The sequence below is a fragment of the Nocardia australiensis genome, assembly GCF_020733705.1.
GTDB classification, from domain to species: domain Bacteria; phylum Actinomycetota; class Actinomycetes; order Mycobacteriales; family Mycobacteriaceae; genus Nocardia; species Nocardia australiensis.
This window is the reverse complement of sequence record NZ_JAJFZM010000001.1, coordinates 841,662-866,697: the sequence shown is the minus strand read 5'-3', so window position 1 is coordinate 866,697 and position 25,036 is coordinate 841,662. Positions and strand designations below refer to the sequence as shown.

At 65.8% G+C, this 25,036-nt stretch carries 22 protein-coding genes and 1 tRNA gene; 8 read left to right on the top strand and 15 right to left on the bottom strand.

Features of this window, described 5'->3' with window-relative positions; genetic code table 11:
- Window positions 1-18 precede the first annotated feature (18 nt).
- On the bottom strand, window positions 19-501 hold the full coding sequence (locus tag LKE06_RS03795; RefSeq protein WP_227997214.1) for an SRPBCC family protein: 483 nt from the start codon (window positions 499-501) through the stop codon (window positions 19-21).
- Between the two features lie 47 nt (window positions 502-548).
- Between LKE06_RS03795 and LKE06_RS03790 the strand changes: the two genes are divergently transcribed.
- On the top strand, window positions 549-4,037 hold the full coding sequence (locus LKE06_RS03790) for an AfsR/SARP family transcriptional regulator (RefSeq protein WP_227997213.1): 3,489 nt from the start codon (window positions 549-551) through the stop codon (window positions 4,035-4,037).
- 37 nt (window positions 4,038-4,074) lie between these two features.
- Here the strand turns inward: LKE06_RS03790 and LKE06_RS03785 are convergent, their stop codons facing one another.
- From LKE06_RS03785 to LKE06_RS03765, 5 genes are all read right to left on the bottom strand, one after another.
- Entirely contained in the window at window positions 4,075-4,926 is an 852-nt protein-coding gene (locus LKE06_RS03785; protein WP_227997212.1) for an ABC transporter permease, read from the bottom strand.
- On the bottom strand, window positions 4,923-5,912 hold the full coding sequence (locus LKE06_RS03780) for an ATP-binding cassette domain-containing protein (protein WP_227997211.1): 990 nt from the start codon (window positions 5,910-5,912) through the stop codon (window positions 4,923-4,925). The genes LKE06_RS03785 and LKE06_RS03780 overlap by 4 nt, the downstream gene beginning before the upstream one ends.
- Window positions 5,913-6,141: 229 nt before the next feature.
- Window positions 6,142-7,266, bottom strand: a complete 1,125-nt coding sequence (gene menE, locus LKE06_RS03775; protein WP_227999267.1) for an o-succinylbenzoate--CoA ligase — start codon at window positions 7,264-7,266, stop codon at window positions 6,142-6,144.
- 286 nt (window positions 7,267-7,552) lie between these two features.
- Complete coding sequence (locus LKE06_RS03770) at window positions 7,553-7,945, bottom strand: VOC family protein (RefSeq protein WP_227997210.1); 393 nt, start codon at window positions 7,943-7,945, stop codon at window positions 7,553-7,555.
- Complete coding sequence (locus LKE06_RS03765) at window positions 7,945-8,838, bottom strand: 1,4-dihydroxy-2-naphthoyl-CoA synthase (protein ID WP_227997209.1); 894 nt, start codon at window positions 8,836-8,838, stop codon at window positions 7,945-7,947. Before LKE06_RS03765 ends, LKE06_RS03770 begins: the two co-directional genes overlap by 1 nt.
- Before the next feature lie 104 nt (window positions 8,839-8,942).
- Here LKE06_RS03765 and LKE06_RS03760 point away from each other — a divergent pair, with 104 nt between their 5' ends.
- The 3 genes from LKE06_RS03760 (at window position 8,943) to menD (ending at window position 11,951) form a co-directional block, all read left to right on the top strand.
- Window positions 8,943-9,599, top strand: a complete 657-nt coding sequence (locus tag LKE06_RS03760; protein WP_227997208.1) for a PaaI family thioesterase — start codon at window positions 8,943-8,945, stop codon at window positions 9,597-9,599.
- Window positions 9,600-9,685: 86 nt separating this feature from the next.
- A complete protein-coding gene (locus tag LKE06_RS03755; RefSeq protein ID WP_227997207.1) occupies window positions 9,686-10,132 on the top strand; it encodes a DUF6918 family protein in 447 nt (148 codons plus the stop codon).
- Between the two features lie 175 nt (window positions 10,133-10,307).
- On the top strand, window positions 10,308-11,951 hold the full coding sequence (gene menD / locus LKE06_RS03750; protein WP_227997206.1) for a 2-succinyl-5-enolpyruvyl-6-hydroxy-3-cyclohexene-1-carboxylic-acid synthase: 1,644 nt from the start codon (window positions 10,308-10,310) through the stop codon (window positions 11,949-11,951).
- A 24-nt stretch (window positions 11,952-11,975) separates the two neighbouring features.
- Here the strand turns inward: menD and LKE06_RS03745 are convergent, their stop codons facing one another.
- Entirely contained in the window at window positions 11,976-12,191 is a 216-nt protein-coding gene (locus LKE06_RS03745) for an Rv3202a family protein (RefSeq protein WP_227997205.1), read from the bottom strand.
- A 177-nt stretch (window positions 12,192-12,368) separates the two neighbouring features.
- On the opposite strand from LKE06_RS03745, the gene LKE06_RS03740 reads away from it, so the two are divergent.
- The gene (locus LKE06_RS03740) at window positions 12,369-12,635 is read left to right on the top strand and encodes a maleylpyruvate isomerase N-terminal domain-containing protein (protein WP_227997204.1); all 267 of its coding nucleotides are present in this window, start codon (window positions 12,369-12,371) and stop codon (window positions 12,633-12,635) included.
- A 120-nt stretch (window positions 12,636-12,755) separates the two neighbouring features.
- Here LKE06_RS03740 and LKE06_RS03735 read toward each other — a convergent pair whose 3' ends face one another.
- The 7 genes from LKE06_RS03735 to LKE06_RS03705 form a co-directional block, all read right to left on the bottom strand.
- The gene (locus LKE06_RS03735; RefSeq protein ID WP_227997203.1) at window positions 12,756-17,000 is read right to left on the bottom strand and encodes a bifunctional nitrate reductase/sulfite reductase flavoprotein subunit alpha; all 4,245 of its coding nucleotides are present in this window, start codon (window positions 16,998-17,000) and stop codon (window positions 12,756-12,758) included.
- 104 nt (window positions 17,001-17,104) lie between these two features.
- Window positions 17,105-17,815: a demethylmenaquinone methyltransferase gene (locus LKE06_RS03730; protein ID WP_227997202.1), complete on the bottom strand. Its 711-nt coding sequence runs from the start codon at window positions 17,813-17,815 to the stop codon at window positions 17,105-17,107.
- A 67-nt stretch (window positions 17,816-17,882) separates the two neighbouring features.
- Window positions 17,883-19,025 carry a glycosyltransferase family 4 protein gene (locus LKE06_RS03725; protein WP_227997201.1) on the bottom strand — a complete coding sequence of 381 codons (1,143 nt, stop codon included), beginning with the start codon at window positions 19,023-19,025 and terminating at the stop codon, window positions 17,883-17,885.
- A gap of 71 nt (window positions 19,026-19,096) precedes the next feature.
- Window positions 19,097-19,540 carry a DUF3592 domain-containing protein gene (locus LKE06_RS03720; protein ID WP_227997200.1) on the bottom strand — a complete coding sequence of 148 codons (444 nt, stop codon included), beginning with the start codon at window positions 19,538-19,540 and terminating at the stop codon, window positions 19,097-19,099.
- 50 nt (window positions 19,541-19,590) lie between these two features.
- Window positions 19,591-20,022, bottom strand: a complete 432-nt coding sequence (locus LKE06_RS03715; RefSeq protein ID WP_227997199.1) for a VOC family protein — start codon at window positions 20,020-20,022, stop codon at window positions 19,591-19,593.
- A 63-nt stretch (window positions 20,023-20,085) separates the two neighbouring features.
- Window positions 20,086-20,508, bottom strand: coding sequence for a helix-turn-helix domain-containing protein (locus tag LKE06_RS03710; RefSeq protein WP_227997198.1), 423 nt, complete (start codon window positions 20,506-20,508; stop codon window positions 20,086-20,088).
- A gap of 122 nt (window positions 20,509-20,630) precedes the next feature.
- The gene (locus LKE06_RS03705) at window positions 20,631-21,929 is read right to left on the bottom strand and encodes a geranylgeranyl reductase family protein (protein ID WP_227997197.1); all 1,299 of its coding nucleotides are present in this window, start codon (window positions 21,927-21,929) and stop codon (window positions 20,631-20,633) included.
- 196 nt (window positions 21,930-22,125) lie between these two features.
- Here LKE06_RS03705 and LKE06_RS03700 point away from each other — a divergent pair, with 196 nt between their 5' ends.
- Both LKE06_RS03700 and htpX read left to right on the top strand, forming a co-directional pair.
- A complete protein-coding gene (locus LKE06_RS03700) occupies window positions 22,126-23,148 on the top strand; it encodes a polyprenyl synthetase family protein (protein WP_227997196.1) in 1,023 nt (340 codons plus the stop codon).
- Window positions 23,149-23,243: 95 nt separating this feature from the next.
- Complete coding sequence (gene htpX, locus LKE06_RS03695) at window positions 23,244-24,125, top strand: zinc metalloprotease HtpX (RefSeq protein ID WP_227997195.1); 882 nt, start codon at window positions 23,244-23,246, stop codon at window positions 24,123-24,125.
- Window positions 24,126-24,255: 130 nt separating this feature from the next.
- Here the strand turns inward: htpX and LKE06_RS03690 are convergent.
- Window positions 24,256-24,338: transfer RNA gene (locus tag LKE06_RS03690), tRNA-Tyr, on the bottom strand.
- 170 nt (window positions 24,339-24,508) lie between these two features.
- Between LKE06_RS03690 and LKE06_RS03685 the strand changes: the two genes are divergently transcribed.
- Window positions 24,509-25,000 (top strand): YajQ family cyclic di-GMP-binding protein, encoded by a 492-nt coding sequence (locus LKE06_RS03685; RefSeq protein ID WP_227997194.1) that lies wholly within the window; start codon window positions 24,509-24,511, stop codon window positions 24,998-25,000.
- Window positions 25,001-25,036: the final 36 nt, after the last annotated feature.

The window sequence follows — 25,036 nt, the reverse complement described above, 5'->3', positions numbered from 1 at the left end:
CTAATGCGCACCCGTCGATCAGGCCGTCTGGGCTTCGGCGACGGCCTTGAGCCGACCGAGTCCCTTCTCGAAGTCCTTGCCGATCAACTTGTCCATCGACATCACCTTCCCGAACAGCGCCATGATTCCCTGCTGCTGGCCGGTCATCCGCCACACCACCTCGGTACTCGGCTGCCTTCCGGTGACCGCCTCGACCGGTTTCAGCTCGAAGGTGGCCTGGTTGGTGGCCCGGAACGGTTTCTCGAAGGCGATGCGGATGCCGATTTCGCGATCGTCGCTGGACATGATCTCCATGCTGCCGCGCCCGGCCTTGCGATTCCCGTCCCAGGTATATTGCGCGCCGACGCCCGCCTGCGGCCCCTTGTAGGCCCGCTGCAACTGCGGATCGAGATCCTCCCACGGCGACCATTTGATCCACTCGTGGAAATCGTCGATCAACTCGTGAATGCGCGACGGCTCGGCCGCGATGACGGCCTGCCGAACTACTTCGAACTCAGCCATACGCTCAGCGTAGGCGACCCATCGGCCGGGGCGGGGATGAAAAAACCATGACGACCGGTACGACACCCCTCGCATACGATGACCACGGCATGTTTCCCGATCACAGCGGCCCGAGTGGCCATAGTCCAAGCCTGACGACACCCACAGGCGAATCGGTCGTCGTGGCCCTGCTGGGTGAGGTCGCACTTCGCCGTAATGGGGCGCTAGCGGCGTTACCCGGTGCCAGGTCACGACTGCTGCTCGCGGCGCTGGCCCTGCGGCCGGGCCGTAGCCGCAGCGCGCAGGCGCTCATCGATGACGTATGGGGCGAGCAGCCGCCACGCGCGCCGATGAACGCGCTGCATACCCAGGTATCGCGGCTTCGGGCCGCGCTGCCTGACGGTGCGCTGGAGATCGGGCCCGCAGGCTACCGGCTCATTCTGCCCGGCGATCAGGTCGATCTGACGCTGGCCGACGAATTGGTGCGCGCGGCGCGGAAACTTCAGGCCGATGGCGACCACGCCGGCGCGCTGGCCATGATCGCGCGGGCCAGATCGCTGTGGCGCGGCGAACCCGGCGCGGATCTGCCTGCCGGAGAGTTGGCCGACGAACTGGGGACCGCCGCCGCATGGCGGCTTGCCGAGTTGTCGACCATCGAAGTGGCGGCCCGGGTTGCCGGTGGTGACCTCGACGGCGCGGCGGCGCTCACGCGGCGGAGCGCGGCGGCGAATCCATTGGGTGAGGGCGTTCATGCCACGCTGATGCGGCTGCTTGTCGCGGCGGGCCGCTCGAACGAGGCCCTGGATGTGTTCGCATCCATTCGGGCAAGGCTGGTGAACGAACTCGGGGTGGATCCGGGGGCGGCACTCGTGGCATTGAATACCGCGATTCTGCGCGGCGATCCGATCGACGCGACCGGCTCGGACAGCGTCGTCAACGTTGCGGCGACGAATTCAGACGCGCGGGTGGTGGATTCGGATGCGAGGCCCGGTGCCGCGCAGGCGATCGGATTGCGCGCGGCCCCCAATGCGCTGCTCGGTCGCGTCGCCGACCTGGCCGCCCTGGAGCAACTGCTGCACCGCTCCCGGGTGACGACCGTGCTCGGTCCCGGCGGCACCGGGAAGACCAGGGTGGCAAACGAGTTGGGGGCTCGGGTCGCGCGCGGTATGCCGGTGGTGATGGTCGAATTGGCGTCGGTGCGCCCCGACGCCGCTTCTGACGCTCGTTCGGATGTCGAGTCCGCGATCAGCGTTACGCTCGGATTGGGCGAGACCGTCCTGGAGCCGGTCCGGATAGGCCCTGGACAGCGCGTCGTCGCGGGCCGACGGCTACAGGATGCGCTCGCGGCGCGGGCGATGCTGCTGATCCTGGACAACTGCGAACATTTGATCGACGCGGTCGCCGAGGTCGTCGCCGATTTGGTCGGCAGCTGTGATCAGCTCACCGTTTTGACCACCAGCCGGGCGCCGCTGGCCATCACCGCCGAGACGGTATACCCGTTGTCACCCTTGGCGATCGACGCCGCGGGATCACCCGCCACCGACCTGTTCATGGCCAGGGCTCGTGCGGTTCGCCCGGCGGTGCGGCTCGATCCAGTGGTCGTCGCCAGACTCTGCGGCACCCTCGACGGTTTGCCGCTGGCCATCGAGTTGGCTGCCGCACGCGTACGCACGATGAGTGTCGAAGAGATCGAATCCCGGCTCGGGGACCGATTCGCACTGCTGCGCAGCGGCGACCGTTCCTCACCCGAGCGGCACCGAACCCTGCACGCGGTGATCGCCTGGAGCTGGAACCTGCTCGACGGACCACAGCAGGTGACCCTGCGCCGAATGTGCCGGATGCCAGCGGGTTTCACCCTCACCGCCGCGGAAACCGTTGCCGGTGGACCGGAGGTCGACGATGTAGCCGCCGCCGTGGACGGGTTGGTCGCACAGTCGCTGCTCACGGTGCTCGAGGAGGATGACGGCACCATCGGAATCCGCTACCGAATGCTGGAAACTGTCCGGGAATTCGGTGAGGAACAGCTCGCGCTCGCCAAAACCGAAGCGGTAGCTGGTGTTCCGGGCGTAGTCGATGAGGGTGCGCTGGTGCTGCATCGGATGACGCGATGGGCACGCGATTTCTCGGTCACCACGGTGCGGCGTTATCAGGCCGGCGCGCAGATTCCCGCGGTGCTGTCGACGGCCGCCGATCTGGACAATCTGGTTGCGGTGCTGCGCTACAGCATCGAACGCCGGGACGCGGGCACCGTGTACCGGGTGTACCCGGTGGTCGCGACGCTGTGGGTGATGCGTGGTGCGCACCCGGAGTTGGTCGTCTGGGCGCGCCGAGTCATGGAGCTGCCGCCCGAACGACAACCGGCGCGTGGCACGGTTGCCGATCTGCAAATGCTTTCACACCTGTTGATCGGCTTGCACGGGCTGTTCCTCGGCCCTGCCTCGCGCACGATCGCGACGGTGCGAGCTCGCGCCCGCCGATTGCTCGCCACCGGTGCCGATTTCAACGCCGGGATTCGATTCCTCGGCGTGGTGCTGTGCGCCAAGCCATCCGGTGTCACGATGGCAAGGCTGTTCGCCGAAGGGACGCGTTCGTCCGAGGACGAGGTCCGTACGGCGGCACTTTTCCTGCGAATGAATGCGTACGAGAATTCCGGCCGAGTGTTCGGCTCCACTCGGGATGCGCTGAGCGTGTTGAAGATTGTGGAGAACCGCGACCCATGGGGCACCTCGATGGTGAGCCAGCATCTGGGCCAATTGCACGGGCAGACCGCGCATTACACCGCCGCAGTGCAGTACTACCGCCGGGCCGTGGACATGCTGTCGGAATTGCGTGCCCATGAGGAAATGCTGGAAATGCGTGGTTACCTTGTGGTTTCGCTGACCGGGTCCGGGCAGTTCGCGCAGGCGCGGGCGGAACTCGACGCCGCGGTGGGGGCCCCGGATGCCGATCCGGTGCGTCTCTGGCCGGTCGATGACCCGTCCATCCGGCGCAATCCACGGCTGGCGGGAATTGTGGCCGGGGTGGCGGAACTGGAACTCGCCGAGGGCGATTTCGATGCCGGAATGGGGTACTACTATCGGGCTCTCGAATTGCACGGCTGGCCCACAGAGAACCTAGCACCGGGACCAGGCAACTTGATTCTCGCGAGCGCGATCGTGGGTGCCCATGTCCTGCACGGCCACGCGGCGTCGGCGGTCGGCCTCGTGCACGAATTGGCGGGGGTTGCGGCAGATCGACTTCAGCAGTACTTCGATCTGCCGCAGATCGGTTCGGCCGGGTTCGCGGTCGGTTCGTATCACCTTGCCACCGGCAAACGGCTGGATGTCGGTTTCGAGCTACTCGCGCTTGCCTTGAAGGTTGCTGCCCGACAGGACTATCCCTCGATGGAATGGCAGCGCCACCTTGATTTACACCGCGCGGCTCTCGGAGCCGAGCCGATCGACGAGGCGATATCCCGAGTGGCACCGATGCGGCGAATCGACGCGGCGCAGCGAATCATCGATCTGCTGTATGAGGTCGGGACCGCGCAAACGAAAGCCGTGGTGGGGGACCAGTAGTCACCCACCACGGCATTCGCTTCGCAGTCATATCGACTCACGCTCGGCGCATGTACGCCTTGATGCTCAGCGGAGCGAAAATCGCGACCACGACGACCGCACCGACCAGCGAGTAGATCAGGTCGCTGCCATAGGCATTGCCGTTCATCAACGCCCGGGCCACGTTCACCATGTAGTACACGGGGTTCACGTGGTTGATCGCTTGCAGCCAGCCCGGCATGGTGCTGGTGAGTGCGAATGCGCCGGACATGAACGTCAGCGGGAACATCACCATCATCGAAATGCCCTGCACGCCCGCGGCACTCTTGCCGGTTACGCCGACCAGCGCCCAGATCCAGCTGATCGCGAATGAGCAGATCACGATGACCACACCGGCGACAACGACGCCGCCGACGCCGCCCTGGGGGCGGTATCCGATGGCAAGGCCGACCAGGACAGTCAGTGTCGTCGCCAGGATATAGCGGACCATATCGGCGATCAGCGCACCCGCCAGCGGCGAAATGCGGGCGATGGGAAGGGATTTGAACCGGTCGAAGACGCCCTTGTCCATATCCTCGCGCAACTGGGTGCCGGTCACGACCGAAGTCAGGACCACGGTTTGCACCAGGATGCCGGGGATCAAGGTCGGTAGATAGTTCGAAACGCTGCCGCCGATGGCACCGCCGAAAATGTAGGCGAACAGCGCGGTGAACAGGATCGGCTGAATCGTCACATCGAACAGTTGCTCGGGATTGTGCTTGATTTTCAGGATGCCGCGGTAGGCCATGGTGAGCGAGGTCGCCGCGGTCTGCCGGAGGCTGATTCTATTGCTGACCTCAGGGATCGCGAAGGGGGCGGCGTGGCGCGCGGCCTCGGCCTTACCCGGGTCCTGTGCGGTGAGGGTGGTCATGCCGCGCTCCGTTCGGAATCGTTGTCGTCTTCGGCCGGGTGGCCGGTGATGGTAAGGAAGACCTCGTCGAGGCTCGGCTTGCTGACGGTGATCTCGTCGATCGCGATCTCCCACTCGCGCAGGCGAATCAGCAGATCGGCGGTCATACCCGCGTCCTCGAGTGGCGCGGTGAGCCGCCCCGCCTCGGGGGTGATCTGGGCATCGGCGCCGAGGAAGTCGCTGACGATGCGCCGGGCCTTTTCGAGCTGTGCCCGATCGACAAGGGTCAGGTGTAGTGACGAGCCACCGACCGACGCCTTGAGTTCGTCGGCGGTGCCATCGGCGATCACCCGGCCGTGGTCGATGACGGCGATCCGGTCGGCCAGCTGATCGGCCTCGTCGAGGTATTGCGTGGTGAGCAGCACCGTCGCGCCCTCGCGGACCAGACGCCGGATGGTCTCCCACATCTGGGCGCGGGTGCGCGGATCGAGGCCGGTGGTCGGCTCGTCGAGGAACAGTAGCGGCGGCGTCGCGATCAGGCTGGCGGCTAGATCGAGGCGTCTTCGCATGCCACCGGAGAAGTTCTTCAGCGGCTTGCTCGCCGCTTCGGTGAGGTCGAACTCCTCGAGCAGTTCGATGGTCTTGCGCCGGGAGTCGATCCGGCTCAGGCCCAGTAGCCGGGAGAAGACGATCAGATTCTCGGTCGCGGAGAGATCCTCGTCGACCGAGGCGTACTGCCCGGTGACGCCGACCAGCGACCGAACGGCCGTCGGTTCGGCGACGACGTCGCGTCCGAAGATGCGGGCGCTACCGCCATCCGGGCGTAGCAGGGTGGCCAGCATCTTGATGGTCGTGGTCTTGCCCGCGCCGTTCGGGCCGAGCACGCCGTACACCGCGCCCTGCGGCACCGCCAGGCTGACACCGTCCACAGCGCGCTGTTCCCCGAACACCTTGACCAGCTCGTCTGCCTCGACGGCGAGTGCTGAAGTGGGTGCAAATGAAGTCATGCATAAAACTGTGAACCTCCCCTCTTGCACAGCCCTTGCACAACGATGGCACCCGTACTTGCGGGTGCCTCACATGCTCCATGCCCAAAGAACGCAACAACTGATTTCGCAAGCACATGGGTAACTCACCGGGCACCGGCTAACTCACCCACCATCCAACCGCCGCCCGCCAACGCCACCGCAAAACGCCCTCGAGTCTGGCTTTAAGACTCGGAGAGGCGGACCAGCCTTAAGACGCGCAGAGGCGGGACAGCAGTTCGGCGCGGTTCGGTTTGCCCGGTCCGATCAGCGGCAGCTCGTCGAGCAACGCCAATTCACGCGGCGCCGCGATGGCGTCCAACTCACGCACGACATGATCGCGCAGTTCCTCGAGGGTGGGGGTGGTCCCGGGGGTCGGTACCACCGCGACCGCCACGCGCTGGCCCAATCGCTCATCCGGCAGGCCGAGCACCACGCATTCACTGATCGCGGGATGGGTGCCGAGCACGGCCTCGACCACCTGTGGGATGACCAGCAGCCCGCCGGTCATGATCGCCTCGTCGAGTCGGCCACTGATGCTCAGCACACCGTTTTCGAAAGTGCCCGCGTCGTCGGTGCGGAACCAGCCCGGTTCGGCGAACGCGGGATGATCGGGCTGATTGCGATAACCCATGGCGATCATGTCGCCGCCGAGCAGTACACGACCATCCTCGATGCGCACCCGCGTCCCTGCGAGCGGGACTCCGTCGTAGACGCAACCACCGCAGGTTTCGCTCATCCCATAGGTGCGAACAACGTTGATACCGGCAGCCTTCGCGCGTTCGTACAGCAGCGGCGGGGTCGCCGCGCCACCGACGAGTACCGCATCCAATTCCGCGAGCGCGGCGGCCGCCGAGGGGGCATCGAGCGCCTTGACCAACTGGGTCGGCACCAGGGCGGTGTATCTGCGCGGTCCGCGCATGCTCGATACGGCACCGGCCAGTGCCTCGGGCAGAAAGCCGCCCGATACGTCGAGCACGGTGGGTTCGGTGCCCGCCTGGATACTGCGCAGCAGCACCTGTAGGCCCGCGATGTGATGTGTCGGCAGCGCCAGCAGCCAGCTGCCCGGACCGCCGAGGTAGTCGTGGGTGGCGGCGCCGCTGGCCAGCAGGGCGGACGCGCCGAGCAGCGCGCCCTTCGGCACACCGGTGGTGCCGGAGGTGGTCACCACGAGTGCGACGCCGTCCTCGATCGGTTCGCCCGGCGAGAGCACGTCACTGAGGCGCTGTGCTTCGCGACGGTCGCTGGTCGGAATGGGCAGCCATGCGGGGCCGTTGCCCTCCAACGCTTCCCGCAAATGGGGCAGCACGTCGCCGACCCGGGATCCGGAAGGCATCGGCAGGGTCCGCAGGGTGGTACTCACGACTGCGATCGTGTCACGTCCGCGCCACCGAACGCGGAACGGGTCGGTTTGCTGTGGGTCAACGCGGCAGGTGTGGTCGCGCCGAAAAAATGGGGCTCGGGTACGCCAGGCATCGTGACTGCGATTCATTCGTCGGACGGGTATATAGCGGCAATACCCGGACATCGGCGGTCGGGCGGCCATCCGAGCGCTATCGTCCTCGCCGGGCTCGGCATTGGCAACTCGGGCCTGCGGCCAAGCGCCGCCGATTACGCCGGGCTCAGTCCGGTGACCAGCGCGAATCCCTTCGGATCGGATGGTCTTGCGGCACCTCGACCAGCACGATGGGTACCCCGTCCGGGTCGTGGATCCACATCTCGATCAGTCCCCACGGCTCGCGCGCCGGTGCCCGGTCGATCGGGATGCCCTTCAACGCCAGCTCGACCGCCGCGGTCGAAACGTCGCGTACCTGGAGCCAGATCGCGCCCGAGAAGGACGTCGAATCGCCGGTTCCGCCGTGCGCGGCGACCTCCACCAGCGACTGTCCAGCGAAGAAGACGGTGCCGCCCGGGTACTCGCGCGCGGGGGCCAGTTCGAGCGTGTCCCGATAGAACGCGAGCGTCTCGGCGTGGTTTGCCGGCCGCAGGACTATTCGGCTGCTCAGAATGTCCATCAGAAGTACCTGGGGTAGGGGGACCAGTCCGGCTCGCGCTTTTCCAGAAACGCGTCGCGGCCCTCGATGGCCTCGTCGGTCATGTAGGCCATTCGGGTCGCCTCGCCCGCGAACAATTGTTGTCCGACCAGACCGTCGTCGGCAAGGTTGAACGCGTATTTCAGCATGCGCTGGGCTTGTGGAGATTTGCCGTTGATGTCCGCGGTCCATTCCAGCGCGACGGTTTCCAGTTCCGCGTGATCGACGACCTTGTTCACCGCGCCCATCTGATGCATTTCCTCGGCGGTGTAGGGACGGCCGAGAAAGAAGATCTCCCTGGCGAATTTCTGTCCGACCATTTTGGCCAGGTAGGCACTGCCGTAACCGCCGTCGAAGCTGCCGACGTCCGCGTCGGTCTGCTTGAACATGGCGTGTTCGCGGCTGGCCAAGGTGAGGTCGCAGACCACGTGCAGGCTGTGACCGCCGCCCGCGGCCCAGCCGTTGACCAGCGCGATGACCACCTTCGGCATGAACCGGATCAGCCGCTGTACCTCGAGAATGTGCAGCCGCCCGGCGCGCGCCTGGTCCACCGTGTCCGAGGTCTCGCCGCTGGCGTACTGGTAACCGCTGCGTCCACGGATGCGCTGGTCGCCGCCGGAGCAGAAGGCCCATCCGCCGTCCTTCGGGCTGGGTCCGTTGCCGGTGAGCAGCACGGCGCCGACGTCGGAAGTCATCCTGGCGTGGTCGAGCGCGCGGTAGAGCTCGTCTACGGAATTCGGCCGGAACGCATTGCGTACCTCCGGGCGATCGAAAGCGACTCGCACGGTGCCCTGTTCGATATGCCGGTGGTAGGTGATGTCGGTCAGGTTCTCGAACCCTGGAACGGGCCGCCACAGCTTCGGATTGAACGTCACGTCTGTGATTATTGTCCGGAGCTGACCCGTCTTCGCCCCGGCCCATGTTCCGGGTTCGGAATCGTTCGACTTGACGGTGTAAAACTACGCGTTACCGTGCATGTATGAGCGAGCGAGTGAGGCCGGTCATCGACCGGAGTGCGGTGGATGAAGCCCGGTACGAGAAGCACGGGGGATTTCCGAAGGTCTCGCCTGCGCGGGTCGGTGCCAATTTCGGGCCGTTCGTCGCGGCGATGCGAACCCTGCAGGACCTCGCGGTTTCCGTCGACGCCGACGACGAGGTGTATGCCGAAGCGCTCGCACGGGCTCAGCAGTTGATCGAACTGCTCGAGCCCTACCGCGCGCCCGAACAGCAGGGACCGGCGGGCCGGGCCGTCGAATTGCCCGGGCGCGGCAGCCTTTTGCTGCTCCCGTGGCGGGTGGCCGAAGCCGGGCCCAACGGCATTCAGATGAGCGGTGAGTTCCGTCGCTTCCATCTCGGTGGCAACGGCGCGGCACACGGCGGCGTGCTGCCACTGCTGTTCGACGATCTGCTCGGCATGATCGTGCACTATGCGGGCAGGCCGATCAGTCGCACGGCGTACCTACACGTGAACTACCGACAGATCACACCGCTCGAGACGCCGCTGACCGTGCGCGGCCGCGTTGACCGTATCGAAGGACGTAAGACCTTCATCACCGCCGAATTGGTCGATGAGCAGGACATTGTGCTCGCGGATTGCGAAGGATTGATGGTGCAACTGCTGCCGTGGCAGCCGTGACCGGACGAGCGTCGTGTGACCTCTCGCACCGGTGCGTATAGTTGCCACCGCTCGTTCATCGACATTGATTCCGGAGGAACCTGAAAGTGGTTGCAGCACTGTCTGAATCCCTGCTCGACGACACCAAGCGCCCAGCCTTCCTGGCTGACGCCAAGGAGGTTCTGGACGCCGAGGTGTCGGACAAGGGTGGTGCGTCTGGCCTGGCCGTCAAGGGCGGCTACGCGGCGGTCAAGAAGATCAGTCCGTCGATCGTGCCGGACGCACTGGAGTCGTTGGCGCCCAAGCTCGTCGCGCAACTCGAGCCGTTCTGGCAGGAGTACACGGCGGCCGGATCGGGCCAGTTCGCCGATCTGCTCGTCGCCAAGTCCGACGAGGTCGCCGAGGCTTTGCTTGTGGTGACCGACCAGCGTGCCGAGGCGTCGACCCGCCCGGCGTTGCGCAAGGTCTACTCCTCGATGCGTTCCTCGGCGAAGAAGAATGTCATCGAGGCGCTGCCGCGGCTCGGAGATCTGGTTCAGCGGCACGCCAACTGATTTCGGCTGCGCGTCGCGCGACGGCCGGGTCTCGGTGAGACGAGGCGGCCGACGTGCGACGCATCCGCGCCGCCCGCGTCCGGTGGTGGACGCGGGCGGCATATTCCGTAGCTGCCCGCGTCGATGTGAGCAGGGTGACGCAGACGGCAGGTGCACTGTCTGGGAGGCTGGAGTCGTGAACCCGTCAACAGCGCAGGCGCAAGTCGTTGTCGACGAACTCGCGCGCGGAGGTGTGCGGGAGGTCGTCCTGTGCCCCGGCTCACGCAATGCGCCGCTGGCTTTCGCCCTGCAGGCCGCCGACGCGGCCGGGCGGATCCGGCTGCATATGCGCATCGACGAGCGAACCGCGGGTTTCCTCGCGATCGGGCTCGCGGCCGCCAGCGGTCTGCCGGTGCCCGTGGTGATGACCTCGGGGACCGCGGTGGCCAATCTCGGCCCCGCTGTGCTCGAGGCTAATTACGCGCGGCTGCCGCTGGTGGTGCTCAGCGCCAACCGGCCCTACGAGATGCTCGGCTCGGGCGCCAACCAGACCGTAGAGCAGGTCGGCCTGTTCGGCAGTCAGGTTCGCGCGACTATCAGCCTCGGACTCGCCGAGCACGAAGCAGAGCCCGCCGATTGCCCGCCCTACGTGCACCAGAACAGCCTGTGGCGCTCAGCGGTCTGCCGGGTGCTCGCCGCGGCGCGCGGCACCCGCTCCGGCAATGCGGGCCCGGTGCAATTCGATATTCCATTGCGAGAGCCGCTGATACCCGACCTCGCGTCGAACGAATCGGCGCCGCTTGGACGCGATGGCGGCCAGGCGTGGACGCTCACCCAGTACGCCACGCTCGATGTGCCCCTCGACCTCGATCTGACTCCCGACACCGTCGTCATTTCCGGGCACGGTGCCGGGCCGCGACCGGAATTGGCGCAGCTTCCGACCGTCGCGGAACCCACCGCGCCCATGCACGGCCCTTCGCTGCATCCACTGGCATTGCCGCTGCTGAAGCCGCGTCAGGCCATCATCACCGGCCGTCCGACGCTGCATCGGCAGGTCGCCAACGTGCTCGCCGATCCCGAGGTGACGGTGTACGCGCTCACCACCGGTCCGCGCTGGCCTGACGTATCCGGCAACGTCGTCGGCACCGGCACCAGGGCGGTGCCCGCCGGTGCGCCGCGCGCCGAATGGCTCGAGCACTGCCGCGAGCTCGACGCGCTGGCCAACGAGGTGGTCAGGGCGGAACTCGCCGTGCACCCGAAGCCGACCGGCCTGCATGTCGCGGCTGTCGTGATGGACGCACTGCGCGCGGGCGATCAGTTATTGCTCGGCGCGTCCAATCCGGTCCGCGACGCGGCTCTCGTCTCGCGTCCACGGCCCGGGGTTCGGGTGCTGTCCAATCGCGGCGTCGCCGGCATCGATGGCACCGTATCCGCAGCGGTCGGCGCGGCGCTGCATCACGACGGACGCACCATCGCGTTGATGGGCGACCTCACCTTCTTGCACGACGCTTCCGGCCTGTTGATCGGCCGTGGCGAACCGCGTCCCGCCGACCTCACCATCGTGGTCGCCAACGACGACGGCGGCGGTATTTTCGAGCTGCTCGAGCAGGGGGATCCGCAGTACGCCGGGGTATTCGAGCGGGTGTTCGGCACGCCGCACGGCATGGACCTGGCCGCCCTGTGCGCCGCTTACCGCATTCCGCATCGGCAGGTCGATCCGGATCTGCTGGCCGAGGAGTTGACCGGGCACGCGCACGGCACCCGGGTGCTCGAGGTGGTCACCGAGCGGTCGAGTCTGCGCGAATTGCACGCCACGGTGCGCGCCAAAATAGCGCCATGACGCTCGGTCCCAGCGCGTAATCGGTCACGTCGCGGTGTCGACCTCGCGGTCGTCGTCGAGCGGCACCGGAATCGACTGTTCGACCACATCGGCCAGGTTCGCGCTCGACGCTTCCCGGTCGACTGCGGCGGCGAGTTCCTGCTCGTCGGTGTCATCGTCGGGGTAGGCCGGGATGGACTGCTCGGCGAGGTCGGCTTCCGGGACCTCACCGGTACTGCGGGGTGTGCTGCGATCGGCCATTCGTTCGCTCCTCTCCGCTGGCGCATCCGGCATGTGATTACCAACCCCGAGCATGCTCCGCCGTGCGCGATGCGGCAACCCGCGGTGATCCACTTCGCCCGTCTCCCGGCAGGGTCGATAAGTTGCGCGTCGTCGCATCGTCTCAACTGTGGAGGTTCCCGTCACCCAGGAGACCCGATGCTTCCGAACTTCGATTTCGCCCCCGCCGTAATCGCATTCGAAACAGTCGTCAGCGCTATCACCGAGGACCAGCTCCTCGGCGCGACACCGTGCGGGGAGTCCACCGTGCGCGCCCTGCTCGTCCATGTGATCGGTCTGACCGAGGCGTTTCGGCAAGCCGCCACCGAGGGCACCCCCGGCCTCTTCGGTCCGGTTGTCGCGGCACCGGCCGATGCCCCGGTGCTGGATCGCGTCACCGGCCGCGATCCTGCCTGGGCTCGGTAGGGAACTCCACGGCGCCTACGGCACCAACGACTCTTAGGGACGCGTACTACCGGCTCCCGGATTTCGTCTGGCTGAATCCGTCTGCCGTGTAAGCGAAATCGACCACTCGGCCGGGCCGTCTCAGTAAACGTCTCGGACGTAACGTTTTTCGGCGACCAACTGCTTCTTGAACGCCAAGGCGCCGTCCTCGTCGAGCTTGCCGTGGATCCGCGCGATCCGCAGCAGCGCCTCGTCGACGTCCTCCGCCATGCGGGGCGCGTCACCGCAGACATAGAAATATCCGCCATCGCGCAGCCAGGACCACAGCTCGGCCCCGTGCTCGATCATGCGGTGCTGCACGTAGATTCGCTCGCGCTGATCGCGGGAGAACGCGAGATCCAGTCGGGTAAGGAAACCTGAGCGGAACATGTCCTCCAGTTCGGCACGATAGTAGAAGTTCTGGGCGGCGTGCTGGTCGCCGAAGAACAGCCAGTTGCGGCCGGTGCAGCCAAGTGCCCGGCGTTCCTGCAGAAAGCCGCGGAACGGCGCGATGCCGGTACCCGGACCGACCATGATCATCGACGCGGAAGGGTCGAGCGGTGGCCGGAAATGCGGTGCGCGCTGTAGGAAGATTGGCACCGCGGCATCCTGATCGCCGACACGGTCGGCGAGGAAGGTCGAGCACACCCCGCCGCGCCGTGCCGCTGATCCGGTGGCCGCTGGGTCTCCGTAACGGACGACCCCGACAGTGAGCTGCACCTCATCCGGGCTCACCAGCGGACTCGATGAGATCGAATACTGGCGCGGCTGTAGCTTTTTCAAGGTGGCGAGCCATTCGACCAGATCGGCGCGCACCGGGAAGTCGCGCAGCACATCGACCACCTGCCGGTCCCACAGGTAATTGTCGAGTTCGTTGCGATTATCGCGGCGCAGCAGCTTTGCGAGCTGGTTGTTCGGATTGTGTTCGGCAATGAAGCTCAGCAGATCGTGGCTGACCTTCGTAATGTCGTACCTGGTACGCATGGCCTGGGCGAGCGGGAGTTCCTGGTCGTCGACCTCTATGATGCGACGTCCGTCCAACCCGGTGGCATCGAGCCATTCGGCGACCATCGACTCGCAGTTCGCCGGCCACACCCCTAGCGAATCGCCGACCTCATAGGCGGCTGCCAAACCGCGCAGGTCGAAGCCGAATTGGCGTACTTCCTTCGATGCGGTGGTGTGCGAGAGCACCTCGTTGCGCACCAGTGCGACGGCGGTCGGAGCACTGCGGGTGAACGGTGCCGGTGCCGAGCGGCGGTTACGGCCAAGTGCTGGTGCGGCCGCGCGGATCGCGACCGTGGTATTGCTACTCGGGCCGGCTGTGGTGCGCGGCCGGATCACGGAATCATCCGGGCCGGCTTCGGTCCCGGCAGTGTCGGAACCGGCAGTGTCGGAACCGCCACTGAGGACAGCCAGCACCTCGTCGAGCCAGCGCGTGGCGGATTCCTCGTAGTCGGGTTCGTTGTCGACGCGTGGCAGCAGGCGCGTGCCACCGCGTTCGGTCAGCTTCGCGTCCAGTTTGCGGCCGTGGCCGCAGAAGTCGTCATAAGAGGAATCGCCGAGCGCGAATACCGCGTACCGCAGGCCCGTTAGCCGCGCTGCGCTGTCGGTCAGCCGATGCCAGAAGTCGGTGCCATTGTCCGGTGGTCCGCCGTCACCGAAGGTGCTGCTGATGACCAGGACGTCGCCGGTCAACTCGTCGAGTTCACACGAGTCCATATCGAGTAGCCGTGCGCTGAAACCGTTGTCGATGAGCCGTTGCGCCGCGGTCGCGGCGAATTCCTCGGCGGCTCCGGTTTGGGAAGCCCACAACACCGTGACGGGCGGTGCCGCCGACTCGGCAGCGGCACCGTCGGCGGTTGCCGCGGCCGTCGCGCGCGAATAGAAGCCCGCGAGCAGCCCATCGATCCAGAGTCTGGCGTTCGATGTCAACGGTGCCGTTTCGGGCAGCACGGGCAGCTTCGCCACCGGAAACGATTGCAGCGCCGAGAGATACCCAGCGAGATATATCCGCTCCGCCTCGCTCAGCGTCGGCGCTATACCGCTTTCGAGTCCGAGCATGACCGCCAATGGGTGCGCGGTCCCAGCGCCGAATATCGCTGGCGCACCCGGGGATCCGGCCATGACCGGCGCTTTCGGCGCACCCGCTGTTCGGTGCTTCGGCATCGGCGCGACCAGGCGTAACGACACCGCGCATGCTTTGAACTCCGGCTGCAACGACGCGGGGTCGACGGCGTCATTGGTGACCGCGTTGATGGTCAGATATTCGCCTTGCTCGTCATTCCAGTGAAACGGTGCGAAACAATCGCCCGGCCGCACCCGGTCGCTGATCCGTGCGGGCAGCACCGCGCGTCCACGCCGCGACGCGATCTCGACCTGATTGTCGCCCGCGATGCCGAGGCGGTGCGCGTCATCCGGGTGCAACTCGATGAACGGCTGCCTATTCAGTTTGGCGAGCTTCTCGATCTTGCTTGTCTTGGTCATGGTGTGCCACTGATGTTGCAGCCGACCGGTATTGAGCATGAACGGGTAGTCGTCGTCGGGCATTTCCTCGGCAGGCATATGCGGACGCGGCCAGAACGCGGCGCGGCGGCTCGGTGTCGCGAACGCCAGCCGGGGTCGGTTGCCCGCGTCGTCAACGAAAAGTTCCTGGCTGACACCGTCGTTCAGGTAGCGGATCGGATTACGTGGCTGGTCGGGCTCGGCGCACGGCCACTGCATCGGCCCTTCTCGCAGCCGGTCATAACTCATGCCACGCAGGTCGTATCCGGTTGCCGGATTGGTGAATTGCCGTATTTCGTCGAACACCGCCGCGCTGGAGCCGAATTCGAATCCGTCGAAACCCATGGCGGTCGCGATTTGCGCGATAAGCAGCCAGTCCGGCCGGGCCTCACCAGCCGGGTCGAGCGAGCGCTGCAACAGCGTGACATTGCGTTCCGAATTCACCATCACCGCATCGGCTTCCGCCCACAGGGTCGCGGGCAGCAGCAGGTCGGCGTAGGAATTGGTGGCTGTCTCGGTGTACGTGTCCTGGGCGATCACCAACTCGGCCGCCTCCAGTCCGGCGATCACCGTCTTCCGATTGGCCACTGTGGCAACGGGATTGGTGCAGATGATCCACGCGGCTTTGATCTTGCCCGCGGCCATCTCGCGGAACATTTCGATGGTGCCCGGCCCAGCCTCGGTACGCAGCGTGCCGGGCGCGACACCCCACGCGGTTTCGACGAAGGCGCGGTCGGCGGGGGAGAGCACACTGCGCTGCCCGGGTAGCCCGGGGCCCATGTAGCCCATTTCGCGCCCGCCCATCGCATTCGGCTGGCCGGTGAGCGAGAACGGTCCACTCCCGGGACGGCCGATGGCGCCCGTGGCCAGGTGCAGGTTGCAGATCGCGTTGGTGTTCCAGGTACCGTGCGTGGACTGGTTGAGCCCCATCGTCCACAGCGACATCCATTCGCCTGCCTCGCCGATCCAGCGCGCCGCGGTGCGGATATCTTTCTCGGCGAGTCCGGTGAGCTCGGCGACCGTTCGCGGCGGACAGTCGGCGAGGAACTCGGGCATTCCTACCCAGCCCTGCGTGTGCTCGGCAATGAAATCGGCGTCGATATCACCGTTTTCGACGAGCAGATGCAGTAGCCCGTTCAATAAGGCCAGATCGGTTCCTGGCGCGATCTGCAGGAACAGATCGGCCCGTGCCGCGGTATCGGTGCGTCGTGGATCGACAACGATCAGCTTCGCGCCCGTCTCGAGCCGGTCGGCCATCCGCAGATACAGAATCGGATGACAGTCGGCCATATTCGCGCCGATCACGAAGAACAGGTCGGCGTGCTCGAAATCGTCATAGGACCCGGGCGGACCATCGGCGCCGAGCGACTGCTTATATCCCGTCCCGGCGCTGGCCATGCACAGTCGTGAATTGGCCTCGATATGGGTTGTCCGCAGATATCCCTTGGCCAGCTTGGTCGCCAGGTACTGCGCTTCGAGCGACATCTGCCCGGAGACATACAGTGCGATCGCGTCCGGGCCGTGCTCGTCGAGAATGGCGCGCAGGCGTGCCGCCGCCTCACCCACGGCGTCGTCGACCGGGACGGGAACCGGTGTCCGGTCACGTTCGGGTCGCCGGTAGGCGGTCTCCATCCGTCCCGGTGTCCGCATCAATTCCAGGTGCGTAGCGCCCTTGGTGCACAACCTGCCCGCATTTGTCGGGTGCAGCTTGTCGCCGCTGACCTTGGCGATGACCGGCGCACCGGTCTCGTCGGCGCGTGTCCGCACCGTGATGCCGCAGCCCACTCCGCAGTACGAGCACGCCGTTGCGACGGTGCCCGCCGAACTCGTCGCCGCATCTGTCATGCCCTCGATCATGGCGATCGCCGGTTGCGGCGCATTTACCCAGCGTTATCGCCAAGTGACAATTTGCCTCTCACCCGGAAATCGTGGCGGTGAGATCGGGGCGCTCAGAGCTTGTAGGCGCGGTGCAGCGCGACGATCCCGCCGGTCAGATTTCGCCACCTCACCGACGACCAGCCCGCGTCGGCGATCCGCAAAGCGAGCTGCTTCTGATTGGGCCACGCTCGAATGGATTCGGCCAGGTAGACGTAGGCATCGGGATTGCTGCTCACCGCACGGGCCACCTTCGGCAACGCCTTCATCAGGTATTCCATGTACACGGTGCTGAAAACCGGAATGATGGGTGTGGAGAATTCGCATACCACCAAACGGCCACCCGACTTGGTGACCCGCAGCATCTCGCGCAGCGCCTGTTCGCTTTCGGAGATATTGCGCAGTCCGTAGGAGATCGTCACCGCGTCGAACGAATCGTCGGCGAAGGGTAGCGCGGTCGCATCGGCGGCGACCATCGGCACATTACGGAACTTTCCCGCGGCGAGCATGCCCTCGGAGAAGTCGGCCGCCAAACACCAGGCGCCGGATTTCGCCAGGTCGAGGGTGGATACTCCGGTACCGGCCGCGAGGTCGAGCACCCGCTCGCCGGGCCGAGGCGCCACCGCCTTACGCACTGCCCAGCGCCAGTAGCGGTCCTGGCCTGCGGAAATGACGGTGTTGGTGATGTCGTACCGCTTCGCGACCCCATCGAACATCGACGCGACCTCGCGCGGCTGCTTATCCAGCGAGGCCCGAATCGATTCCCGCTGCTCTGTTTTCGCCACCACACGACCCTAAGGCTCGCCCACCCGGTCGGGTACCCCGGTCACCGGAATGGGGATGCCATATAGATCACGCCGTATACGGCAACCGGATCCGGATGCCGGAGACCTCGGCGTAGTGGCCCATAAGCTCGGCGCAGATGGCCGGCCAGGTTCGGTGCAGGACCGACTTGCGGGCGGACGCGGCGAATCGGGTGCGCAGGGACGGATCATGCAGTGCCGCAACGGCACTTGGTAGTAGCTCGGTGAATCGGTCGACGGGTAATAAATATCCGTCGCGGCAGTGCGCGATCAGGTCGCGCGGTCCGCCCGCGTCCGGGCCGATAACCGGAACCCCGCACGCCAGCGCCTCCTGTACGCCCTGGCAGAACGTCTCGTGTTCGCCCGCGTGGACCATCACATCCAGGCTCGCGTACGCCCGCGCCAATTCGTCGCCGCCGAGTTCCCCGGTGAATACCGCCGTTGGCATCATGCGGGCGAGCCGATCGCGTTCCGGTCCGGCGCCCACGATCACCAGCTGGATATCAGGGTCGGCCGCCAGCACCGCGAGCCGCTCAACGTGCTTTTCCGGAGCCAGTCGCCCGACGAACCCGACCAGTAGCCTGTCCTTACCGCGCAACCAGGATTCGCGCAGTTCATCGCGGCGCGCCGATGGTGTGAAGCGCACGATGTCGACCCCGCGACCCCACCGATGCACCCGCGCAATCCCATGCCGAGCCAGATCCTCGGCGGCCGCACGCGAGGGCGCCAGCGTTCGTGTCGCGCCCTCGTGGATGCGCCGGGTCCAGCCCCAGGCCGCGCGACCGGCCAGCCCGAGCCCGTAACTCTTGGCGAAACCGGCGACATCGGTCTGATAGATCGCCACCGACGGCAGGTCCAGCCGGGTCGCCGCGGCGAGTCCACCGGCGCCGAGCAGAAACGGCGAGGCCAGATGCACCACATCCGCGTTGAACGCGGCGATGGCCGCGGTAATGCCCGGCTGCGGCAGTCCCACCGGCAGCGAACTGATTTTCGGCACCATCACCGCCGGCACCCGATGTATCGGGAAGCGGCCGTAGAAGCGGGGGGCGGCGGGCTGCCCGCGCGGTGTATCCGGAGCGACGACCAGCGCCTCATGACCGTGCCGGTCCAGGTGGTCGAGCACCTGGAGCACGGAATTGACGACGCCGTTCATATTCGGCAGGAACGACTCCGAAACGATGGCTACGCGCACCATCCCAGCCTGACTCGCGCAGCGCGCCGTGTCGTCACGCAGACGTGACGGTTACGGAAAAATCCGGCGAACTATCGGGGCCGACGTCCGACACGCCGCAGAATCCACAGCGTCGGCAGCGTGAGCAGCCACACCACGATGAGCACCGAGAGTGCGGGCAGCAGCGCTACGAACGCATCGCGTCCGGCTACTCGGACCAAGTCGGGATCGTCACGGTTGTATTCGACATTGATGCGCTCGCCCGCGGTGAGATTTGTCGGATACAACACGCCGACCTTCGGATTGTGGGTCTCGCCGTCGGGCGTGACGAACATGACCGCCGAACGCAGCCGTCCGGCCGAAAGCACCTCGGCGGTCGTCACGCCCTTGTCCGAGCTGATCAGACAGTCGTTGCGCCAGGCGGCGAGCACCAATAGCCCGACGAGCACACTGATCGCGATCGCGACGGTGAGAACACTGATCCTGGCCCGTCGTAGGCGGGGCGGCCGCCCATCTGACTGGCTGGTTTCCGACACCGCCACAGGCTACTTGCCGCCGCCGCAACTCATCAGCCCCGGTCGCTGATCTACTCCGGCCGCACGAATTCCTTCGGCTCGACCAGCACCAGCCAGTTTCCCGAATTGTCGCGAATGATCGCCTCGGTGCCGTACGGGCGTTCGGCCGGCGGCTGAATGAACTCGACCCCCTTGGCGGTCAAATCCTCGAATGCCTTCTGGCAGTCCGCGGTTTTAAGGCCGAGCGCACCGTGAGTTCCGTTCGCCAGCGCCCGCTTGATGGCGTCGGCGAGATTGTCGTCCAGCGGTGGTCCGGGGATCATCAGCGTCACCTCGAGCTCTGGATGGTCCGGCTGCACCACGCTGACCCAGCGAAACCCGTTGTCGCCCATGGTGATGTCGCTGGACTCCACGAATCCGAGTTTGTCGATGTACCACTGCTTGGCGGCGTCCTGATCGTTCACATAAACGGTGACCAGCGAGACATTCGAAATGTTTGTCATGAGCTACAGGCTATTGTCCCGCCCGCCCGCCCGGCTTCTCCGAAATTGCGGTGTCGGGGATCGCTAGTCCTGCGGGCCAGGAGGTTTACGGTCCGAAAGGCCGTGCATGAAGACATAGCAGCCGGGAATCCTGGGTGCGCCGTCGGCGAATTTGGCCTGATACTCCGACGGTGTCGTCCCGACCAGCTGCCGGAACTTGCTGCTGAACGACCCGAGGCTGCTGTAGCCGACCATCATGCAGACCTCGGTCACGGTCAAATTGGTAGCCCGCAATAGATCCTGCGCCCGCTCGATCCGCCGTTCCGCCAGATATGCCGCAGGCGTCTTCCCGTAGACCGCCGAAAACGCTCGCAGGAAGTGGTATTTGGAAACTCCTGCCGCAGCAGCCAATTGATCCAGATTCAATGGCTCGGCGTAGTTGCGATCCGCATGATCACGTGCCCGCCGCAAATGCGGCAGCAGGTAGAGCGCTGGCAGTCCGCTCATCGGAGCTCGTTTCGCAACCGCTGATTTCGTGAGCACATTGGTAACTCCCGGGAACACCCAATCGGCGACCTTTCACACTACTGTCGGGCCGCGACGCAGGCCACCGACCGCCCACCGGTCGGCTAAATACGCGCAGGAGCGGACGAGAACGGCGCGAGTTCGTCGGCGCGCATGGAAGCCCGGCCCGCGGCCCGCCAAGCCCGTGCCGTCATATCCACGTCCTCATCGGTGACCAGATTGCCCATTACGCGAACCGCGGTGCGCTGTAGATACTTCGACCGCATTACCGGCGGCCCGCCCAGCGGCACCATCCGCGGGTGGGTGGCGAGCCCGGCAATGCGCCGCGCCACCGAGAATGTCCGCCCGTACCGCGCACACAGCAATTCCGGCCACACCCGGGTCAGATCCGGCTCGTCGAGCAGCCCCGCGAGCAGGTGCCCGCCCTCCAGTCCATAGTCGATGCCCTCGCCGTTGAGCGGGTTCACGCAGCCCGCGGCATCGCCGATCAGCACCCAATTGCGTCCGGCGACATTCGAGACCGCGCCACCCATCGGCAGCAACGCCGACGCGACGGCGCGCAGTGAGCCCTCGAACTGCCACTCCTCGCGCCGCAGCGAGGTGTAATGCTCCAGTAGCGGCTTCAAGGCGATATGCGATGGCCGCTTCTCGGTGGCCAGCGAACCGACACCGATATTCACCTCGCCATTGCCGAGCGGGAACACCCAGCCGTAGCCCGGGACAAGCACATTGTCTGCGTCGCGCAGCTCCATATGCGAGGTTATCCACTGATCGTCGCTGCGCGCGGATTTGATGTACGCGCGGGCCGCGACACCATAGGCGTACTGCCGATGCCAGGTCCGGCCGAGCAGTTTGCCGATCGGCGAGCGCACCCCGTCGGCGACAACCAGCGTTTCGCATCCGATCGACCGGGTGCCATCGGCGGTCTTGACCGTCACACCGGTGACCCGGTCGCCCTCGCGTGTGACATCGACGACCTTGGTGCCGTCGAGCATCCTGGCCCCGGACTTCCCTGCCGTATCGCGCAGCTTGTCATCGAGTTCGGTTCGGGGAACCGCACTTCCGTAGGTCGGGAACGAGCCGCTCGGCCACGGCAGCAGCGCCTCGCGGCCGAAACCAGTCATCCGCAGACCGTGATTGACCGTATGCGCGCGCAGCCAATCACCGAGCCCGAGGTTCTCCAGTTCCGCCGTCGCGCGCGGGGTCAGCCCGTCGCCGCAGGTCTTGTCCCGGGGAAACACCGCGGCATCGGTGAGCAATACGTCACGCCCCGCCCGCGCGGCCCATGCGGCCGCCGCTGACCCGGCCGGCCCCGCCCCGACGACGAGCACCTCGGTCCGGGCGGGCAGTGCGCCGTGTGTATCCCCGTCCTGGCCTACGGGTGTGACATCCGGTGAACCCATGCGCTCAATACTTGCAGGGCAGGTTTATTGATGTCGACGGTGGATAGGTCACCCGCGACCCGCCGCTGCGGCACTCCACTGAAAACACGGTGCAAAATTGTCTGATAGACCGCATAGTGACGGTGTTCATGGGGCCATCGGGCGGGGACACGCTAGGTTCTCTACCGTGGGGTCGGACGCATCGCTGGGAGAAGAAATGAGCACATCAGCAATGAGTGCCGAGGGCACGGTGGTTGCCGGGGTCGATCTCGGTGGTCCCGAGCTCGCGGCGACGGTTCGCAATGGCTTGGAAAACGTCGAAAAGCTCCTGATCGATGAGCTGTCGGACGGCGAGACCTTTCTCCAGGAAGCGGCGCTACATCTGGCCAAGGCCGGCGGCAAGCGATTCCGTCCGCTGTTCACCATCCTCACCGGGCAACTCGGGCCACGCCCGACCGATCCCGCCCTGATCACTGCGGGCACCGTGGTCGAACTGGTGCACCTGGCGACCCTCTACCACGACGACGTCATGGACGAGGCTTCGATGCGTCGTGGCGCCCCGAGCGTGAACTCCCGCTGGGGCAACAACATCGCGATCCTCGCAGGCGACTACCTCTTCGCGCACGCGTCGCGACTGACCTCGACGCTCGGCCCCGACGCGGTACGGATCATCGCCGAAACCTTCGCCGAATTGGTGACCGGTCAAATGCGCGAGACCATGGGTGCCCGCGAGTCCCAGGACCCGGTGGAGCATTACCTGCGCGTGGTCTGGGAAAAGACCGGCTCGCTCATCGCCGCCGCGGGGCGCTTCGGCGGCAGCTTCTCCGGCGCCGATGCCGAACACGTCGAACGGCTGGCCCGGCTCGGTGACGCCGTCGGCACCGCGTTCCAGATCTCCGACGACATCATCGACATCTCCTCGGCGGCCGAACAATCCGGTAAGACCCCCGGCACCGACCTGCGCGAAGGGGTGCACACCCTGCCGGTTCTGTACGCACTGCGTGAGGAGGGCGCCGAGGGCGATCGGCTGCGGAAACTCCTTGCCCATCCGTTGGAGAGCGACGACGAGGTCGAGGAGGCGCTCGGGCTGCTAGCCCGTTCGCGCGGCATGGTGCTGGCCAAGGAAAAGTTGCAAGACTACGCGGACCTCGCATACGCCGAACTTTCCGCGCTGCCCGCCGGTCCCGCCAATGAGGCACTCGTGCACCTGGTCCGCTACACCATCGAACGCGTGGGTTGAGTTCGCCACGTATTTCCCCAGGAACTTTGCCATGGGGATCCGTCGTTGATCTCCTGTAGGGCACTCGAAGAACGGGGGAGTGGGCGAGGAGACGTATGCACGGGCATGGGTATGCGAATGGGTTGAAGACGTTCGGGCTCATGGTCGGCCTGTCGGCGTTGATCGTGTTCGCAGGTGCGATGTTCCGCAGCCCCACCATCCTCATACTGGCGATCCTGCTCGCCGTCGGCATGAACGCTTATGCGTATTTCAACAGCGACAAGCTCGCGTTGAAGGCCATGCACGCGCAGCCGGTCAGTGAGCTGGAAGCCCCCGTGATGTACCGGATCGTGCGTGAGCTCGCGACGGCCGCGCGCCAGCCGATGCCGCGGCTCTACATCAGCCCGACCACTGCCCCCAACGCGTTCGCCACCGGCCGCAACCCGCGCCACGCCGCGGTCTGCTGCACCACCGGCATCCTGCAGATTCTCGACGAACGGGAATTGCGTGCCGTGCTCGGCCATGAGCTCTCGCACGTCTACAACCGCGACATCCTGATCTCCTCGGTCGCGGGCGCCATGGCCGCGGTCATCTCCGGCCTGGCCAACCTGGCGTTCTTCGCGTCGATGTTCGGCGGCAACCGTAACAACGGGGGGACCAATATCCTCGGCGTGCTGCTGGTTTCGCTGCTCGGCCCGATCGCCGCCACGTTGGTGAAGCTGGCCGTTTCCCGCTCTCGTGAGTATCAGGCCGACCAATCCGGAGCCGAACTGACCGGTGATCCGCTGGCCCTCGCGTCCGCATTACGCAAGCTGGAACGCGGTGTCCAAGCCGCCCCGTTGCCGCCGGAACCACAGCTGACCGCGCAGTCCCATCTGATGATCGCCAACCCGTTCCGGGCGGGTGAACGCGCCGCTCGCTGGTTCTCCACGCACCCCCCGATGGCGGATCGGATCGCCCGCCTCGAGGAAATGGCAGGCGGCAACCGCAACTATTGATCGCTTAACGCCGCGCGGTCCCGCTCAGTCGTGTTCCACGGCCAGCTCCTGCTCATAGGCGCGTAGCGTCTCCACGAACATCCAGGAAAAGGGAAACCCCCGTCGATCATGATCGACGGGGGTTATTCGGTGGCAGATGTAGGATTCGAACCTACGTAGGCTTTCACCGACAGATTTACAGTCTGCTCCCATTGGCCGCTCGGGCAATCTGCCGTTGCGCTTCTCGGCGCGCACAGCAGCTTACAACGAACCCCGACCCCGAATGCAAACCGGCTGGCCAACGGCCGTGCGACGCGACTACCGTCGGCCTGCCGGGTAGAACTGATCAAGACCGGAGCATCGGTGTACGTGAGCCCGTCGGGCCGTAAGAACAGGAGCGCAGTGTGGCTGATTCGTCTTTCGATGTCGTCAGCAAGGTCGATCGGCAGGAGGTCGACAACGCCCTGCATCAGGCGGAGAAGGAGCTGACCACCCGCTACGACTTTCGTGGCACCGGGGCGGGGATCGAATGGTCCGGTGAGGAAAAGATCGTGCTGACCGCCGAGGCGGAGGAGCGGGTCAAGGCCGCGCTGGAGGTGTTCAAGGAGAAGCTGATTCGGCGCGATATCTCGCTGAAGGCGTTCGACACGGGCGAGCCGGTCGCATCCGGAAAGACCTTCAAGATCACCGGCACGCTGGTGCAGGGCATCGACACCGAGCACGCCAAGAAGATATCCAAGAAGATCCGCGATGAAGGCCCCAAAGGTGTGAAAGCGCAGATCCAGGGCGACGAGCTGCGGGTGAGCAGCAAGAAGCGTGATGACCTGCAGGCGATCATCGCGCTGTTGAAGGGCGAAGACTTCGGTATCGCGCTGCAGTTCGTCAACTACCGGTAGCGTGGTCGGCGGCCTGTCTGTTTGGCCGCCGCAATA